The 19,226-nt window shown below is 38.9% G+C and carries 17 protein-coding genes; all 17 read left to right on the forward strand.

Going from position 1 to position 19,226, the window contains the following annotated elements:
* Positions 1–196 precede the first annotated feature (196 nt).
* The gene (locus KH109_RS04195) at positions 197–826 is read left to right on the forward strand and encodes a DUF47 family protein (RefSeq protein WP_005385708.1); all 630 of its coding nucleotides are present in this window, start codon (positions 197–199) and stop codon (positions 824–826) included.
* On the forward strand, positions 819–1,817 hold the full coding sequence (locus tag KH109_RS04200) for an inorganic phosphate transporter (RefSeq protein WP_213467736.1): 999 nt from the start codon (positions 819–821) through the stop codon (positions 1,815–1,817). Before KH109_RS04195 ends, KH109_RS04200 begins: the two co-directional genes overlap by 8 nt.
* Positions 1,818–2,232: 415 nt before the next feature.
* Positions 2,233–2,406: a hypothetical protein gene (locus tag KH109_RS04205; protein WP_213467737.1), complete on the forward strand. Its 174-nt coding sequence runs from the start codon at positions 2,233–2,235 to the stop codon at positions 2,404–2,406.
* Between the two features lie 264 nt (positions 2,407–2,670).
* Positions 2,671–3,135: a PTS sugar transporter subunit IIA gene (locus KH109_RS04210; RefSeq protein WP_024047885.1), complete on the forward strand. Its 465-nt coding sequence runs from the start codon at positions 2,671–2,673 to the stop codon at positions 3,133–3,135.
* A gap of 12 nt (positions 3,136–3,147) precedes the next feature.
* Positions 3,148–3,423, forward strand: coding sequence for a PTS sugar transporter subunit IIB (locus tag KH109_RS04215; protein ID WP_005385725.1), 276 nt, complete (start codon positions 3,148–3,150; stop codon positions 3,421–3,423).
* A gap of 31 nt (positions 3,424–3,454) precedes the next feature.
* Positions 3,455–4,822, forward strand: a complete 1,368-nt coding sequence (locus KH109_RS04220; protein WP_156720043.1) for a PTS ascorbate transporter subunit IIC — start codon at positions 3,455–3,457, stop codon at positions 4,820–4,822.
* Positions 4,822–5,217 carry a YbaN family protein gene (locus KH109_RS04225; RefSeq protein WP_295216142.1) on the forward strand — a complete coding sequence of 132 codons (396 nt, stop codon included), beginning with the start codon at positions 4,822–4,824 and terminating at the stop codon, positions 5,215–5,217. Before KH109_RS04220 ends, KH109_RS04225 begins: the two co-directional genes overlap by 1 nt.
* Positions 5,218–5,521: 304 nt before the next feature.
* A complete protein-coding gene (locus tag KH109_RS04230) occupies positions 5,522–6,412 on the forward strand; it encodes an AraC family transcriptional regulator (protein ID WP_295216145.1) in 891 nt (296 codons plus the stop codon).
* A 269-nt stretch (positions 6,413–6,681) separates the two neighbouring features.
* Positions 6,682–11,769 carry a TonB-dependent receptor gene (locus tag KH109_RS04235; RefSeq protein WP_295216147.1) on the forward strand — a complete coding sequence of 1,696 codons (5,088 nt, stop codon included), beginning with the start codon at positions 6,682–6,684 and terminating at the stop codon, positions 11,767–11,769.
* A gap of 35 nt (positions 11,770–11,804) precedes the next feature.
* Entirely contained in the window at positions 11,805–12,422 is a 618-nt protein-coding gene (locus tag KH109_RS04240; protein ID WP_295216150.1) for a MotA/TolQ/ExbB proton channel family protein, read from the forward strand.
* Positions 12,423–12,424: 2 nt separating this feature from the next.
* Positions 12,425–12,832, forward strand: coding sequence for a biopolymer transporter ExbD (locus KH109_RS04245; protein ID WP_287539990.1), 408 nt, complete (start codon positions 12,425–12,427; stop codon positions 12,830–12,832).
* A gap of 2 nt (positions 12,833–12,834) precedes the next feature.
* Positions 12,835–13,629 carry an energy transducer TonB gene (locus KH109_RS04250; RefSeq protein WP_295216154.1) on the forward strand — a complete coding sequence of 265 codons (795 nt, stop codon included), beginning with the start codon at positions 12,835–12,837 and terminating at the stop codon, positions 13,627–13,629.
* A gap of 62 nt (positions 13,630–13,691) precedes the next feature.
* A complete protein-coding gene (locus tag KH109_RS04255) occupies positions 13,692–14,210 on the forward strand; it encodes a flavodoxin family protein (protein ID WP_295216157.1) in 519 nt (172 codons plus the stop codon).
* 19 nt (positions 14,211–14,229) lie between these two features.
* Positions 14,230–15,870 carry a heme anaerobic degradation radical SAM methyltransferase ChuW/HutW gene (gene hutW, locus KH109_RS04260; protein WP_295216160.1) on the forward strand — a complete coding sequence of 547 codons (1,641 nt, stop codon included), beginning with the start codon at positions 14,230–14,232 and terminating at the stop codon, positions 15,868–15,870.
* A 210-nt stretch (positions 15,871–16,080) separates the two neighbouring features.
* Entirely contained in the window at positions 16,081–17,097 is a 1,017-nt protein-coding gene (locus KH109_RS04265) for a PfkB family carbohydrate kinase (RefSeq protein ID WP_295216163.1), read from the forward strand.
* Positions 17,098–17,107: 10 nt separating this feature from the next.
* Positions 17,108–18,469 (forward strand): potassium transporter TrkG, encoded by a 1,362-nt coding sequence (locus tag KH109_RS04270; RefSeq protein ID WP_295216166.1) that lies wholly within the window; start codon positions 17,108–17,110, stop codon positions 18,467–18,469.
* 34 nt (positions 18,470–18,503) lie between these two features.
* Complete coding sequence (locus tag KH109_RS04275) at positions 18,504–19,154, forward strand: TrkA family potassium uptake protein (RefSeq protein ID WP_005385754.1); 651 nt, start codon at positions 18,504–18,506, stop codon at positions 19,152–19,154.
* Positions 19,155–19,226 lie beyond the last annotated feature (72 nt).

Consider the following 19,226-nt stretch of genomic DNA (forward strand, 5'->3'; position numbering starts at 1 on the left):
TCTAGAATGTTTAGAGAGTACACCTATAATACGTAAATACTATTATAGTTGTTTTCACGAAATGAGATACTATATATGCCATATACGCATAGGGGTTAAAATATAGAGCATGGTAAATTGTTTAGGAATTATTGTTAGTGTGCTATAATTAAATTATATTTATAGAAGCAATCAATACTGTTTCAGGAGGATCTTCATGGCTTTTAAATTAAAAGGAAAAGAAGAAAAATTTTTCAGTATTTTAGAAAATCATGCTGCTCTTACATATGAAAGTGCAGAAATGATGGAACGTGTGTTTAAAGGCGATATCTCTAAAGAAGAGGCTTTTCTTGAAATTGATACAAAGGAAAAAGCTGCCGATGAATTAGTAACCGAAACTGTAGAACGTTTGCGTAAAACATTCATCACTCCAATGGATCGCGAAGATATTCAGCTTCTAATCGACCAATTGGATACTACATTGGATAATATTAAAGAAATCATGGATAAAATGGTTATGTACCACGTTGGTAAGCCAAGTGATGGTGCTATCCGTATGAGTGAAATCGTTGTAAAATGCGTTAAGCATATCAATAAATCTATTGGTTATATGGGTAGCCTTAAAAAGGACCATGTAAAGGTAGAAGGCCGTGTACACCAAGTATTGAAACTTGAGTCTGAAGCGGATAATATTTACCACGAAGAAATGGCTAAACTCTTTACTGAGTGTACAGATCCTATTGAAATTATCAAATGGAAGGAAATCCTTAGTGCCATGGAGGATGTAATCGATGGTTGCGAAGATTTGGTTGGTACATTCCGCCGGGTAGTATTGAAGTATGCTTGATGCTCAATATTTAGTATGGCTAGTTGTATTTCTAGCATTAGCCTTTGACTATATCAATGGCTTCCACGATACGGCGAACGCTATTGCTACATCTGTTTCGACCCGTGCTATTGAGCCTAAAAAGGCAATTATGATGACTGCGGCACTCAATTTCTTGGGGGCCATGGTTAGTACAGGCGTTGCAAAGACAATCGGTGGTGACATCGTAATGTCTGCGTCTCTTATTAATAGTGCGATTATCTCAGCAGCTCTTATTGGTGCCATAACATGGAACTTGCTTACATGGTATTGGGGGATTCCTAGTTCCTCATCTCATGCTCTTATCGGTGGTATCATCGGTGCTGTAGGTTGGTCCGTAGGGTTCGATGCTTTAAATGAGGCAGGGATTATAAAGATTTTCTTATCCCTTATTTTATCTCCCATTGTAGCCATGATTGGTGGCTATATTGTGATGAAAGTATTGTTGCTTATCTTTGGTAGATTTTCTCCAATCGTATTGAATGATAGATTTAGATCCATGCAAATTGTATCTGCCATCATGATGGCCTTTTCTCATGGTTCTAATGATGCGCAAAAGGCCATGGGGATTATTACCTTAACATTACTTAGCGGTGGCTTTATCGATACATTAGAGGTACCAGTATGGGTTAAACTTTGTTGTGCTACGGCTATGGCCATGGGTACAGCAGTAGGCGGTTGGAAAATCATCTCTACTATGGGGACTAAGATTTTCAAATTGGAAACTATCAATGGTTTCGCTGCTGACTTAAACTCTGCCATCACTATTTTTACAGCTACATTCTTACATTTACCTGTAAGTACTACACACGTTGTAAGTGGTTCCTTGCTAGGCGTTGGTTCCTCTAAACGTTTGAAAGCTGTTAACTGGGGCGTAGCAAGATCTATGGTGTTGGCGTGGTTTGTAACAATTCCATTATCTGGTATTGTAGCAGCTATTGCGTATGAAGTAGGTCACTTACTATTTGGTTAATACAATCATATATAGAAATAAAAAGACTGCGAGAGCGGTCTTTTTTTTCTGTAGTTAAAGTATTAGATTGATTAAGTTATCCCATTTGTTGATGAGATTTTAACACTTTAATTTGACTAGTTGTATCTAGTATGTAATCAAAGAATATAGGTATACATTAGCTTTTAAATACTATATTCTATAAAAGCGATTTATCTATATTTGGCAACATTGATGTTACAATTCAAGTTGAGAATAGGGAAATGCTTATAAATATGTGGTTTTCTTGATTATGCATTTTATTAATAAATGCAGTTTATTACACGTTTAAAGACTATTATGAGATTATTTATAATGAATAGATATTGCATACTTATGTATGAGCAGTTATACTATCGGTAGAAGGAGTTTTTCAAGTGAAAAGTGAGGTATGTATATGGCATGGGGTGGAACTAGACGCGGTGCCGGGCGCCCACGTAATCCGATTAAACGTATTGGTAGAACCATTCGACTCAGTGATGAAGAGTTTCTTTCACTCAAACCATTAATTATGGCCATTAAGGCAAATAATGATAAAAAATATAGGCAACAATATAATCGAAATAGATAAAAAAGGCATTGTCACAGCATATACAACTTAATAAACTTTACATCTATTTTACAATAATCCATTTTAAATCTTTCAACTACAACACATCTCTACTCTCTACAATATGCTGTGTGCAATACAAGCAGTACGAAGAAGGTCCCAATTTATAGAATTGGGACCTTCTTCGTTGTATATAGTATAATAATTCCAATTTTGTTATATGAAAAAACTGATAGAATGGATATAATAAAAGTATATACGTGAGTAAATTTAGGAGGTGTTAGCTTGTTACAAGATTTACTATCTGAGGATAATGTATCTTTTCATTATCCCGCAGAAACGTGGGAAGAGGTAATTCGTCACGGTGGTCAACTTATGGTTGATGCAGGTTTTACTGATCCATCTTATACAGAGGCTATGGTCGAGGTTGTACGTGAAATGGGGCCATATATTGTATTGGCACCAGGTCTTGCTATGCCACATGCTCGCCCGGAAAATGGGGCAAAACGTGTAGGTACTGCTTTAGTAACCTTAGAAAAACCATTAAACTTTGGTAGCCCTGATAACGATCCGGTTTCTGTTGCATTATTCTTATGTGCTCCTAACAAGGATGAACATATTCAATTGTTGACTGATATTGCTACGTTATTTGAAGATGACGAGTTTTTAGATGCAGCAGCTGATTTTGAAAGTATTGAAGATGTACAAGAATTCTTGGCAGAGCGTTTAGAAGATCAAGAATACGTTTAGGAGGAGGCAAGTATGATTTCTGTATTAACTGTATGCGGTAATGGCATTGGTTCTAGCTTGATGCTAAAAATGAAAATTGAAGAGATTTGTGCTGAAAATGGTATTGATGCACAAGTTGAATCTATTGATTTTAATGCTGCACAAGGCCGTAAAGCAGACCTTATTGTAACTGTAAAAGAGTTAGCGGAACAATTTGAAGATAAGAATGTCGCTATTGTTCGCAGCTATATCAATAAAAAGAAAATCACTGAAGATATTCTTGATGCATTGAAACAAGCAGCTCAATAAAATGTAACAACTATATATAGGAGGTAGTGCCATGGAAATGGTATTAGAGTTCTTACGCGATGTGCTGTCTCAACCAGCACTTTTGATTGGTATTATGTCATGTATAGGTTTAATTGCCTTGAAACGTCCGTTTCATAAGGTAATGACCGGTACATTAAAACCTATTCTTGGCTACTTGATGCTCGCAGCCGGTGCAGGTGTTATCGTTAATAACCTTGATCCACTAGGTAAGATGATTGAGCATGGCTTCCATATTACTGGCGTTGTACCAAACAACGAAGCTATCGTAGCTGTAGCACAAAAGGTACTTGGTGTTGAAACGATGTCTATTCTCGTTGTAGGCTTATTGATGAACTTATGTATTGCTCGTTTCACCAAGTTCAAATATGTGTTCTTAACAGGTCATCATAGCTTGTTTATGGCATGTCTTATGTCTGCCGTACTTGGTACAGCAGGTTTATCTGGTATGGAACTCATCCTTGTAGGTGGTTTCTTGATGGGCGCATGGTCTGCAATTTCTCCAGCGATTGGTCAAAGCTACACATCTAAAGTTACTGATGGTGATGAAATTGCGATTGGTCACTTTGGTAGCTTAGGTTACTATTTATCTGCTTGGGTTGCTCAATATGTAGGTAAAGCTGAAGATAGCACAGAAGATATTGAAATTCCTGAGAAATGGGGCTTCTTGCGTGACTCTACATTATCTACTGCATTGACTATGATCGTATTCTATTTGATTGCAGCTATTGCAGCAGGCTCTGAATTTGTATCTACTTTATCCGGTGATATGAGTCCTTACTTATATGCTGTTATGAGCGCTATGAACTTTGCTGTAGGCGTAACAATCGTATACTCTGGTGTACGTATGATCTTAGGCGATTTGATTCCTGCTTTCCAAGGTATTGCTACAAAAATTATCCCTAATGCAATTCCAGCAGTAGACTGTGCAGTATTCTTTACATATGCTCCAACGGCTGTAGTATTGGGATTCATTAGCTCCTTTATCGGCGGTATCATCGGCATGCTTATCCTTGGTGCTGTAGGTGGTGTATTGATCATTCCTGGTCTTGTACCTCATTTCTTCTGTGGTGCAACAGCAGGCATTTATGGTAATGCTACAGGTGGTCGTCGTGGTGCAGCAGTAGGTGCATTCCTTAATGGTTTGGCTATTACCTTCTTACCAGCATTGGCATTGCCAGTTCTTGGTCAATTAGGTTTCCAAAATACAACATTTGGTGATGCAGACTTTGCAGTAATGGGTCTTGTATTAGGTCATGCATTCGAATGGATAGGTATGGCTGGCATCTATGGTATCGTAGCCATTGCAGCTCTTGTACTTATTATTCCAAACTTTATTAAAACAAAAGGTAAAGTTATTAACTACGTAGAAGAGGAGTAATGAAAACAACTGAGCAACATAGTAATGTGGTTGTGCGATATATATTCTTGACTGTTGGAGCAATCAGTTTTGTTCTCGGTACAGCAGGAATTGTAATACCACTATTGCCAACAGTTCCTTTTTATATGCTTACTTTATTTTGTTTAGCTCGAGGATCGGAACGTTTTCATAACATGTTCTTAGAATCTAGTTTATATCAAAAGACTGTTGGTGCTTATGAGCGCGATAAAGCGTTGACGTTGCGGACAAAGTTGTCCATTCTCTTATCGGTTAGTACAATAATGGCAATTGGTGCCTATTTTAGTCAAAATATGCCCATTGCACTTGGTGTTATGGCCTTTGTATGGATTGGTCATGTTATAGCATTAGTCTTTATTGTAAAAACAAAAAAATAAAGAATTATCTCTAATAACTCTAAATATAGCCTTGTAAGTTAGACTGCGTTGGTTTAACTTGCAAGGCTTATTTTATTGGAAAATCAATCATACATAGAGTAGATTGTGTAATGAATGGATTTTAATGAATAGAGCGCTATATATTACTGAAATTGTCTTATGTGGATTACAAATAGTAGAAACTTATATTTTTAAAGAAAAAATGAATTATTACAAAATTGAATTTGACAATGAATATCAACAATTATACTATGATAACTGTGTATATAGTAATTTATATAGTATTTGTTTATATGGTGATCGTATGAATCCACATAATCATGCAGTTTCACATGCAGGAAATTCTATGTCGAGACATACAGTGTTTGATGGTATCGATTTGATGTTCCTTGATGTGAAGCAAAAAACGATTCAATTTTATGCAAAATCCCATACGAAGACGTTTGCCATAAATCATTGTGAAGAGGGGCGCATTGAGTGCAAGTTTACATCTGGTGACTATTTATATATGGGGCCAGGTGATATGTCCATAGGGTGGCATATTCATGCTGATTATCAACATGAGAACTACTTCCCTACAAAGCTCTTTAAAGGGATTGTATTACTCGTAGATGTTGAAAAGGCTCAACCCGTATTAGATGCACTTGTGACTGAAGCGCGCATCGATTTGACACAATTAGCAAATCGATTCTGTGAGCATTCTGACTTTGGTATGATGATGGAAGAGACAGAATCTGTTCGTCAGATTTTTTCCAGTTTATATAAAGTGCCTGATCAAATCAAGGGGCACTATTTTAAATTAAAAGTTATTGAAATTTTCTTATTATTATCTATTATTTCTACAACTAATCATGAAAAGAGAAGCTCCTATCGTAAACAACAAGTAGATATTGTAAAAGCTGTTAATGAATATATATCTACACAGTTTATGAAACGGATAACCATAGATTCCTTGTCTGACCAATTTGATATTCCTACATCAACATTAAAGCGTTGTTTTAAAGGGGTATATGGTACGACAATCCATCACTATTTAAAGGAATGTCGTATTAATGCAGCTAAGCGCTTGCTTCAAGAGTCAGATCAATCTATTTTAGAAATTGCTAATGCCGTAGGCTACGAGAATGGTAGTAAATTTACTAGTGCATTCAAAGAGGCCACAGGTGTAACGCCTAGTGCTTATCGTAAAGTATAAATACCTTCAAACTAAACCAAGACATGCATTATAGTATTAGTAATATTTAAAATATAAGTGTTTAAGGTTTAGAACTAGTAGGTTATAAAAACTTAATATTGTCCGAAATGTATATTTTTGGTCTTTTCGGAGTAGATATGCAAGATACACTTTGCTAACATTAAAATGTAAATGATATTCAATGTCATTATATGTTGGTAGAGTGTATCTTTTTTATTTTGTGTATGAGATACAAAACATATGGTTAGTTAGAAATTGAGGAGGGCACAATGAACCGGTGGGGACATGCAAAACGTAGCATTATTCTATCAAGTGCAGTTGCCTTATGGCTTAGTGCACCGCTTGTAGTGTGGGCGGGGAATGCGACTGTCACGACAGATGTAGTTCATGTTAAAGGAACATGGGCTGAAGAAGAAGCAAAATTGAACTCACAGCAAGTGCAAATCATTACCAAGAAAGAGATTGAAAAGAAACAGGCGAAGTCCGTCGAAGATATTATATTTACTCAAACAGGTGTATCTAGAACCGTTGATGCTATGGGCCGTGTTGGTGTATCCATCCGCGGTGCCGAAGCGCGTCACACACTAATCCTTGTAGATGGTCAACCCGTACTCGGCGATTTTGATAAGTACTCTGGTGCAGCAGACGAAGTCCAACGGCTAGGTACAGAAAACGTTGAACGTATAGAAGTTATCCAAGGTGCTGCCAGTGCTAAATATGGCTCTGATGCTATAGGTGGTGTCGTTAATATCATCACTAAAAAGGCGCAAAAGAAACCATCTTTGCAATTAAATGCAGAAGGTATGCGTCGTAAGAGCGATGGCGATGCGTTCCCATTCCAAAACTTTTTCATTCGTGCCGACTCTGGTCAAATGGGGAAATTAAAGGCCGGTTTATCTGGTAGTAAACGTGATCTTATGCCTGTTTTAGCATCCGTTAAACGTCGTGACTCCGGTATGGCTTTTGATTATGCTAAGCATAACTTCAAACCCAATGTACTTCGTTACTATGGTGATGCGGCCGATATCGGTCTTGTAGCAACTTATGATGCAAACGATAAAAATAAATTTGAAATGCGTCTCAACCGTTATACAGAAGATCTTGTACGCGATGTTAAACACTCTGACTCCGACTTAGAGCCTCAACAACACTTTAAACGTACTGCAGATCGTAATACGGCAAACTTGCAATGGTCCTCTCGAGCTGGTAAAAGCGACTGGACTGTTGAAACTAACTACTCCCGCATCAAAGAAAATGACGTAGCCCTCATTAGTTATACTGGTCGTTCTGCTTATGAAGGCTCCAATGAGTTGCGCTATATCGATAATATCGATCACCGTCAATTAGACATTCGAGCTAATGCGAATACACAGCTCAATAAAAATCATCTGCTTAGTTACGGCGTGAGCTATGCTCGCGAAGAAGGTTCTGGTAGCCGATTGAAGAGCTCTCCTAATACAAGCACAATGTACATCGATCCATGGGATTACGATAAGAGCTTGCTAGTGGATAAACTCGATCGTCTTGTAAGACGTAAAGGCGATAACAGTATTAAGGTATATTCTCACATCCACGACTACAAGTTCATCAATTCCGGTGGTGGCATGCCACAATGGGATATGGATTATGAATACTATGGCGCCGAAACAGATGCTCAAAAACCAGGCATTACATACGATGACTATATAAATTATGGTTTATCTGAAAGTCGATTAAGTGATTGGTCTAGTACATCCCCTAATAATCAACCTGTAACGGATGAGTTTAAAGCTCGTTATAAAGCTTTAGAAGAGCGTTTAAAAGCAGAAAATCCTGTATTATCTGCCACACGTGCCAATATTGTAGGTGACTACTTTAAATATGGCGAGTCCAATGACCCAGAAATGCGTAAAAAGGCGCCTAAATTAAATGGGAAAGCCTTCTTAGAAGAATATCGTAGCCGTGATCAACGCTTAACAACTGGTAGTGGTACGATTCGCAAGTTAAATGCTTATGTTTCTGATACTTGGCAGGTGAATAAGAATTTAACCTTATCTCCAATTCTTCGTTTTGATAATAGTAGTCTATTTGGTTCTAATTTGTCTGCGTCCTTGGGGATGACCTATAACGTAAAGGGCAATACACACCGTAGATTTAAAGCCAATGTTGGTACTGGTTATACAGAGCCTGGTATGGGTGAATTATGGTATAACTGGGAAATGTACGCTTCTAACCCTGTAGGGATTGGAGTAGCAAAACTCGGTTGGTACTGGGCGGGTAATCCTAATTTAAAACCTGAAAAATCAGTCAACTTTGATATGAGCTTGGAAGGTGAAAATAAAAATACTTATGCGCGCGTAGGTGTATTCCACAACCGCATCAAGAACTATATGTCTGTGTACTTCACAGGGGACTTCATGGACTTTGCGCCATACCTCAAAGGCGATGCGAAGTACCAACGGGCCCCAGATATGATTTACAGCTTTAAAAATATTGGTAAAGCAGAAATCACAGGTGTTCAAGCGGAAGTACAACAAAAGTTCGGCAAATATTGGTCTGGTAAGTTAGGTTATACATACTTGCATGCCATCAACAAGAGCGATCCAAGTATGCCTCGTCAATTGCTTGATAAACCAATGCACAAAGTTGACATCGGTATTACTTATGACAATCCTAAATCCGGTTGGAATGGTTCCATCTGGGGTGATTACTATATCAACATGCTTGATAGTAATACACTAAATAATGGCGGTAACTACTGGCCAGATATCTTGTCTGGTGATGCAGGCGTTTATAATAAGCAAACTTATGAAAAGAAAACATTTGGCATTTGGAATGTAATGGTTCAAAAACGATTCAATAAAAATGCCATGATGTACTTTGGTATCAACAATATCTTTAATCATCGCGATGATGATCGAGCTACACAAGAACGGGTATATCGTGTGGGCGTTAACCTTAAATTCGGTGGTGGTGATAGCAGCAAAACTACAGCAATCGGCAAATCCAAGGATGGCACAACTGTTAATGCAGTAGGGGCCAATACACCTAATGGCGCTAATGGCGAAGTAGTAAATGCTGAATCTGGTGTACAAAATGTAGCAGATGTAGTTCGTTTAACTGATTTTATTCGTTCTGATTTTGATACCACAAAAGAACGTGGTGTTACATTAGTTGGCGATTACAGAGCGCGCTGGATGGCACATGACGGCTCTAATAGACCACAATCTCCATTTAGAGCGAACTCTGCTATTGGTTCTGCCAAAGCAAATATGTACGATGCTAATCGTCATAGCTTTGAACAACGCTTACGACTTGGCTTTGATGCACGTCTTAATGAGTTTACAAACCTCAAAGTTATCGGCAGTGCGACTGGCATGAGTGGTGTAGATACAAGCTGGACTCAATCTGATTCTAAAGGCTTTAACCATCAACGACTCGATACAGTGGATCTCACGAGACGCGTTAAAAAATGGGATGTATCTGTGGGCCGCTTAACAGAGCCTATGGGTGCGAGTGGTTATTGGTTCGGTCAATCTTATGACGGTGTTCGTGCCGTTTGGAATGGTCATGACTCTCAAGTTCGTATCGGTGTTGGTACTTTCAAACATAGTACAGGTATCACTGATTCTGCCTATACTCACGCAGTACATGAAGTTATCTACAGACCGCCAACAGCGGCTGAGTTAATCGGTATTAATCGCGATGAGTTCCCATACGATATTGAAAGTGCTACTAAAACCGGTTCTGATGGTGAGAAAAAATCTAGTGAAGATACAGCTGCACCAGATAGCCCTAATGGTATTTATGATTCTACTTATAAAGGTAAGACAGATAGCATCTACTTCTATCAACAACTTAAAGAATTGCAAGCTGAATATGAAGCTTATAAAGAAACCTTGGATTTAAGATGGAGTAATCCAAATCGCGATCAAGAGCTTGAAAAGGCAAATGCTAAGCTTGTAGAAACACAACAAAAACAAGCTCAAGTGATGAGCCGCTTACAAGATATTCTTACAAAGGCATACCCTACAGATATGGCTGAGAAGAAATTCTCCCTCGATATTCCATCTGGTGGTTATGCAATGTATGAAATCACTAATAAGAATACAGGGGAAAAACTCTATAAGACCGGCGACATTATGTATAATGTGAACTCATCTTTATACCCTGAATACTTAAAAGAAAAGGCTAAAGGTCTTATCGTATCTACTGATAATAAAGATGCTTTAGTAAATCCTAAAGCCTATGTTGAAAAACATGGTGACGAGATCAATCAATCCGTAGCAGAAATTGCTAAATATAATGCTACAGATAACTGGAGCAACTATAACAATAGTGAGCTTGATGTGGTTTGGGTTAAACAGCCAGATGGCACGTTCAAACAATCGTATGATTACTATGGACAACCAGCTAGTGATTATGAGTTCACTGGTTACTTAGGGGCTAAAACGTATAAATACGATAGTGGTAGTTATGTATTTAGTGATTATGATGCTAAAGATGCGATTTACAAAAAGAACTTTACAATGTCCTCCAATGATTGGGGTGAAGGTAGTTCTTACTATGGTTGGGGCATGCCAAATGCATTGTTCAACTATATGTATAATCTTGAAAAGGTTGTACATGATGCAGAGTCTGAAAATAAATTACCACGTGAAGCGATTGGTAAGATCATTGGTAACTTGATTCAAACAGAAGGGGTAGTTCTTGAAAAAGACAATGTACCAGCTATTGATAAAGCTGCCTTTGTTCAATACAAGAAACAAATAGGCTCTCGTCTTGGGTTACAAGCGTGGTATTTACGCTCCTTTGGCGGTAAAACGCATACATACCTAAATGCAAATGGCAACGGTAATGATGAATATAGCTTCTCCAATGTAGCGCATGTATTCGGTATTGGCGCTAAATATCAATTAGGTGCGAATGCATCTGTTACCGTTGATTACGGCCAAAACCGTTCCAACTTGGGCCGTTATTTAAATGGTAACACTGTATACCAACACGAACGTGGCACAGCCGACTTTGCTCTTAAAGGTCATCAAATGGGTGGTACACCACACTTCTGGATGGCTCGTCTCGACATTGGTCGTGCCGACCTAGATATTCCTAAATCTTGGAATGCGTTCATCGATTACAAATACTTTGAACATGGCTCCTTCTTTGGTGGCAATGGTACTGGCGCAGTACCGGATCGTTATCTTGACGGTATTCGCAGCTTTACATTTGGTGCTGGCTATGTACCTCGCAAGGATTTACTCCTTGAGGCATTCTACACGTTCGATGCGAAGGGTACTAATAAACGAGATACGTTATATGGTAGTGAAAGCTTTAAGTTAGGCGATTATACAAGAATTCAAGGGACCTACAGGTTCTAATATTCAGTCTGTAAACAGGCAGAAAGGTTACTAATATGGAAAACTTAAATTATGTCATTCACTTGTTTTATAGCGGTGGGTATGTAATGTATCCATTATTACTCTTGTCTTTCATGGTCATCGCTATCGCTGCAGAACGAGCTTTCTACTATCACAAATATGCCGGTAAAACTTTCGTTGTTACCCATGCAGTCAATGAACTAGCAAAATTACAAAATTGGGCAGAAATTGATAAAGTAATCAAAGAAAACCCATCTATTGCGAGTCGTATTGCAGAAGCAGGTTTACATAATACTTCTAGCGAAGAAGCTATGAAAACAGCCTTTGCTGACCAAATGGGTGTAGACGCAGTAGGCTTCCGTAAATATATGGATTACCTCAGTGCTACCGTTACAATCTCTCCATTATTGGGCCTATTAGGTACAGTAACAGGTATGATTGGTTCTTTCAGTATCCTCGACTCCGGTGCGGGCGCATCTGCTATCACTGGTGGTGTAGGTGAGGCCCTTATCGCTACAGCGTCCGGTTTGTGTGTAGCCATCATGGCATTCATTGTGTACACATTCTTTAGCCATCGTTTAGATTCTATTATTAATCAAATTGAAGGTATGTGCGTAAGCATCGTTAGTGCTAAACGAGAAGGGTGGAAATGATTATGAACTTACAAAGCTTTCGTATGAAAACAAAGCCTGAATTCATGATTATTCCAATGATTGATATTATCTTCTTCTTGTTGGTATTCTTCATGATGAATAGCTTACAAACAGTAGCTCAAAAAGCATTATCTGTACAACTACCACAAGCTACTAGTGCATCTGCACCAGCTCAATTGCCTGTTGTATTTACACTTGATGCGGAAGGGCATATTACAATTGATAACAATCCAATGAGTATTGATGAAGCAGAAGCTATGATTAAACAACGGATTCAAGAAAATCCTAACGCTAGTGTTATCTTACAAGCCGACAAACGTGCAGCTCATGGTCAAGTAGTAGCGATTATGGATATGCTAAAACAATCTGGTGTTAAACGCTTGGCTATTGCAGCTGAACAGAAAGGATAGCTATGGGACTAGGCATATCATGGAAAAAAGCAGCCATTATATCCGCCATAGTTCATCTTATTGCTCTATTTATTGCCGTAATCTTTTTCGTAGTGGTTCCAGCAATTCAAGACATGGAAACTTATGAAATCGACCTCACACAAAGTGTGCTCGATGATGGCGGTAGTGGTCATGCCGGCGGTGGAGGAGGTAATAGATCTGACCTATTCCCTAAACCATTGTCAGCAGATGAAGTGGCGGCAAGAACAAAGGCTGTTGTAGCGAATATAGATCCATCTCCTACAACAGATATTCCTGATGCAGTAGATGTAGCCAAAAAAGGTGGCGAACATAAAGGTAATACCTCTGGCGATAATTCCGCAGGGGGTTCCGGCCCCGGACATGGTGGCGGCTCTGGCGGTGGTAACGGTACAGGTGTTGGCACTGGTAATGGCGATGGCCAAGGTCAGGGAAATGGCAACGGTAATGGCAATGGTAATGGTGATGATCATGGTACGGTGAAAGCTGCCTTTGATACGGAGGGATTCCGTGCAAGAGTGCAAGACAATGCACAAATGCCTTCCATGGCTTTAAAAAGAAAATTACAAGGCGATGTGACTGTACAAGTAACACTTGATACAAATGGTAGTCTTATTGGACAAAGTATCGTATTTTCTACAAATGAAATATTCAATGATGCGGCAATGTCTGCCGTAGTGGCCGCAACACCATATAAAAATCCAACAGGCGAAGATATCGATATCAAGGTACCAGTTGAGTTTAGAGGTCACGAATCCTCTGATGATGAGGAGGAATAAAAGTATCTATGTAATAGATCTATTTTAGTAATATACTCATCCAAGAATTAAAGGAGCTAATTATGAAATCCATTATTTTATATTCTTCCCTCACGGGAAACACAAAAAGGGTAGCGGAAGCAATGGCTTCCGTAATGCCTGAAGGTACACCATGCGTTCCCGTAAAAGAAGCGCCTGAGAATTTAGCTGATTATGACACAGTGTTCGTAGGCTTCTGGGTAGATCGCGGTACAGCAAATAAAGAGGCTGCAAAATTGATTGAAACCTTAACAAATCCTAACATCGTATTCTTTGCCACATTAGGTATGTATGCAGATTCTGAACACGCTCGTGAAAGTATTGAAAAAGCATCTGAATTACTACAAAATAAAGAATCCCTTGTAGATGGCTTCGTATGCCAAGGTAAAATTGATCCGAAAGTCATCGAAATGATGTATAAAATGTTCCCACCTGGATCTGCTCATGGTCAAAGCCCTGAACGCGATGCCTTACATAAAGCGGCTGAAACACATCCAGACGAACAAGACTTTGCAAATGCAAAAGAATTTACAAAATCTGTACTTGCAAAGTTGCAAGCCTAAACTGAAAGGGGATTGGAGTATGAGTTTAGCAAGTTTCTTTGAATCCATTCCGGAGAAACAACGCAATCTACAATTAGGTTTAGAATGCGATAATCCGATGAGTGGTGCATTCCCGCATAAACGGGTTGTTCATGCAGGGCTAAATGGTACCTTAGTTTCTCCAAAGGAAACACAAGCCGTTTGGGATACCTTAATGAATGGCACACCGAAAAAGGGTGAAATGCAATGCGCCTATATTCACATTCCATTTTGTAAGACAAAATGCACATATTGTGGCTTCTTCCAAAATGGTACAAGTCAAAGTATAGAGGACCAATATATTGATGGTCTTGTTAGCGAGTTAAAACTAGCTAGTGAGCGTCCAAGATTAAAAGATGGATTAATCCACGCCGTATTTATCGGCGGAGGCACACCAACATCGCTATCTCCAGCAAACTCTGAACGATTGCTAAAAGCAATTAAAGAATATTTGCCACTAGCTAACGATTACGAGCTTACCTTAGAAGGCCGTATTCACGATTTGATTCCTGAAAATCTCGATGTTTGGATGGCAAACGGCGTAAACCGCATGTCTATTGGTGTACAATCTTTCAACACAGAAGTTCGTCAAATGGTAGGCCGTCTAGATACGAAAGAAACCGTATTAGAACGGTTGGCTGCGTTGAAAGCCTATGGTCAATGCTCTGTTGTTATCGACTTAATCTATGGTTTGCCTGGTCAAACTATGGAGGTTTGGGAACAAGATCTAGCTGATTTAGTAAGCTCTGGCGTAGATGGTGCTGACCTATATCAATTAAACGTATTTGATGGCAGTGATCTTAATAAAGATATTGCAAAAGGTAAGGTGCCAGCTGCTGCGACAACAGCAATGCAAGGGGATATGTTCAAATTCGGTCGTAAGTACCTTGATGAGCGCTCCTATCGCCGATTAAGCGCTGCTCACTGGAGTGCAAACAATCGTGAACGTAGCTTGTATAATATCTTGGCTAAAGCGGGCGTGCCTATGTTCCCATTTGGTAGCGGTGCCGGTGGTAATGTCGATGGGTACGGCATGATGTTACATCGTGCATTAAAGCCATACGAAGATATGGTTAGCCGCGGTGAAAAACCATTCATGGCTCTTATGAAACAAAGTGATTTACAACCCGTCGTAAATCAAGTGGTAAGCCAACTTGAACAAGGTTTCCTCAATATTATGAGTTTGGTAACACTAGATCCAAGACTAGAAGAATTAAACTGGCTCTATAAATTATGGGAAGAGCGTGGTCTTTTAACTTACAATGGGTTACTTTATAAATTGACTGCCGCTGGTGAATTTTGGACGGTAAATCTTACACAAAGTACCTTGGAGGCTGTGGAGTATATCATGACTGGTAAAAACTCCTTCGCTATGGAAGCGGTGGCTGCCCAAGATACGAAAACAACGTCTAAAGATAATCCTAACCAAGAGGTACGTGGTATTGGTCAAGGTAAAGCTAATATTTCGGTACCTACAGATGAAGATTCAGAAGCACAACGTAAAGAAGCTCTCATTGCAAAAGCAAAAGCGGAAATCGCCAAAAGCGGTGCTTCTGGTGAGTCAGCTAATCGAATGGTACAAGCTATGTACAATTTGAGTGCTGATGAAATTGAATATATGATGGAACGTATGATGTCTTAACCTGTTATATTACACCTTATATCTAACAACCTTTCTCACACAACATATACTAAATAAGACAAACTACGTGACATACAGTACACTTTGTACTACAAAGTAGCCCCAGACCATGGTCTGGGGTTTACTTTTTATAAGGTGAAAGGTATTCTGTAACTATAAGAAGTAATATTGTTGCATGAATCGTTGTGGTTTCGGAGTTAGGAGATTAGTATGAGTACATTTCCTCAAAAATATATAGATATTGTTGGCATAGGTGCCAGTACATTAGATCGATTTATCGTCGTCGATCATTATCCTACAGGCCGTGAGGTACAACAAGTCGTATCGTCTACTACAGATGGTGGTGGGCCAGTGGCTACAGCACTAGCAGTGGCAGGAAAATATGGTGCTCGTACCGCTATGATTGATAGCATTGGTGATGACATGGTAGGTCGTCATATATTAGATGACTTTGAAAAATACAATGTTAATACAGAGGCAATTCAAGTTGAACGCGGTGCTAACAGCGGTGTGGCAACAATCCTCGTAAAACAGAGTACTGGTGAGCGTGCTGTATTTTTTGAACGGTCTACTTCAACTGAGCCTGAGTTTTTAGATACCCATAAGCAGCTCATAGGATCAGCCTATATTCTGCATATCAATGGTCGACATCGCCAACTCATGCGCTCTGCTATGACTGTTGCAAAAGAGGTAGGCACTATCATTTCTTTAGATGGTGGTGCTCAGCGTTACGATGAAGACATGAAGCCTATTACTGAAGCCAGTCACATCGTTATCGTAGCTCGTGATTATGCTGAAAAATATACGGGCACAACTAATCTAAAAGAGGCTTGTCGTATCATTCATGAACGAGGTGCATGTATTGCAGGTGTTACGGATGGTGCAAATGGTAGTTATTTTGTTTGGCCTGATGGAACATTTTATCGATGTGAACCATTTACTCAATCTACCGTAGTAGATACAACGGGGGCTGGGGATAGCTTTCATGGTGCTTTTCTAGCTAATTTAGTACATACAATTAATCATATGAAGGGGCAAGACACAACTTCGACGACTAAGCATGACCGTGCATCTATACATGCTGTAGAGTTGTTAAAAGCTTGTGCGCATTCCGATTTAGAGAAGGCCGCTATTTTTGCATCTGCAGTAGCTTCTTTAAATACACAAGGCATAGGCGGGCGCAGTCCACTACCAACGTTAAAGTCAGTGCAGGAACTAATAGGATAGGACTATAGTTATGTGGAAAAATACTTCAAAAAATCAAGTTCAGCAATATATGCAACAAAATCCTTATCGCCTATTAGCCCTTAGCTTTTTTGCTACCATGACTATAGGGACGATATTACTCATGTTGCCCATATCAAATGCTCAAGGCCATAGTACAACGCTTGTAGATGCAGCTTTTACCGCAGTATCTTGTGTTTCTGTAACTGGATTGTCAACAGTAGATACCTATCATCATTGGTCCTTGTTTGGCAAAATCGTCATGGTAATCCTTATCCAATTAGGTGGTTTAGGGATTGTTTCTTTTACCACTATTATTGCTCTAGTATTAGGGCGACGGGTAGGCCTGAAAAATCGCGTGCTTTTGTCAGAGGATGTAGGGCAAGATGGCATGAAAGGGCTTCTACATATTACGAAGAAGCTAACCATTTATACCTTTTGTGTCGAAATAATTGGGGGTATTATCTATACTATTCAGCTATATCCCTATATTGGTGATGCTGCTTTATATACGGGGATTATGCAATCTATTTCCAGCTTTTGTAATGCAGGATTTATATTCTTTGATAATGATCTACCTTATGCTATGGTGGGCGATGTATTATTTAATATGAATACAATGGCCCTTATTGTAATAGGTGGTTTTGGTTATCTCGCAACATTTGATATTTGGTCGCATCGCAAGCTACGACGATTTGTAGATTTAAAACTACATACAAAAATAATGTTAGTTGGCACAACGGCGCTCATCTTTTTAGGGACGATTATTTTCTTGGGGGTTGAGTGGGCGAATCCCAAAACGTTTGGCCCTTTACCTATATGGAACAAGGTCATGGCATCTCTATTTCAATCGATTACACCTCGTACAGCGGGGATTGCAACTGTAGATTATAATGATTTACATCCAATTACACTGTTTATTACCATCATTTTTATGTTTATTGGGGCAGGTCCTAACTCTACAGGGGGCGGTGTTAAGATTAGTACTATTGCCGTCGCTTTTCTAGCAGCGCGTACATTATTTAATAACCGTCCTGATACAGAGGTTTTTGAACGTCGTATTTCGTTGATTACTGTACTTAAGGCAAATGGGATAATCTTTTTATCTATCCTTTTTGTTTTATTTGCTACTTGTTATTTGGCTTGGGATGAGCCATATGACTTTATTCGACTGCTTTTTGAGGTAACTTCTGCCTTTGGGACCGTAGGTCTTACAACGGGTATTACACCTAATTTATCTGAAAGTAGTAAATGGGTGTTAATGCTTGTCATGTTTACAGGTCGTGTAGGGGTTATGACTGTTATTGGTACTTGGGCGCTAAGAACGGCACCGACTAAACCAATTAGCTATGCAGAAGAGCGTGTATTGTTATAAAAATAGATTAGATTGAATATAAAAGGGGGCATATATGAAACATAAAACGATAGCAGTAATAGGTCTTGGTCAATTTGGTGGCACTGTTGCCAAGATGTTAGCTTCCATGGAGCATGAGGTATTAGGTGTAGATATTGATCCAGAAGTTGTACAGAAAATTTCGCCATTTATAACACATGCTATAGTTGCAGATACAACTGATGAAGAGGCAATCAAAGAATTGGCCCTAAGCCAGTTTGATATGGTTATTGTGGCTATAGGTGGAAATCTTCAAGCTAATTTAATGACAGCTATGCTTCTTAAAGAATTAAATGCACCTAAAATTGTGGCCAAGGCTGAAAATAATATACAAGGCAAAATGCTTCATAAAATAGGTGTAGATCAAGTGATTTACCCTGAATACGATATGGCATTACGCCTTGTACAGTTTTTAACTAGAGACCATGTGATGGATTATTTACAACTATCTAAAAATATTAGTCTCATAGAAATTAAGGTGCCAACATTCTTGGTGGGGTCTAACTTAAAGGATTCTAATTTGCGTGAGAAATATAATCTTAATGCAGTAGGCATAAGACGCGGTGAAGATTTAGAAGTTCCACCAAACCCAATTACCATTCTCGGTGAAGATGATAAATTATTAGTAATTGGGAATAATTCTGATTTAGATGCATTAACGGTGTAGTAAGTATACGAAAGAGATATAATTATATCGAAAAAATATGATACAATAAAAATAGAATTCAGTATAGGCCAT

This window comes from Veillonella sp. (genome assembly GCF_018381775.1).
Classification (GTDB): domain Bacteria; phylum Bacillota; class Negativicutes; order Veillonellales; family Veillonellaceae; genus Veillonella.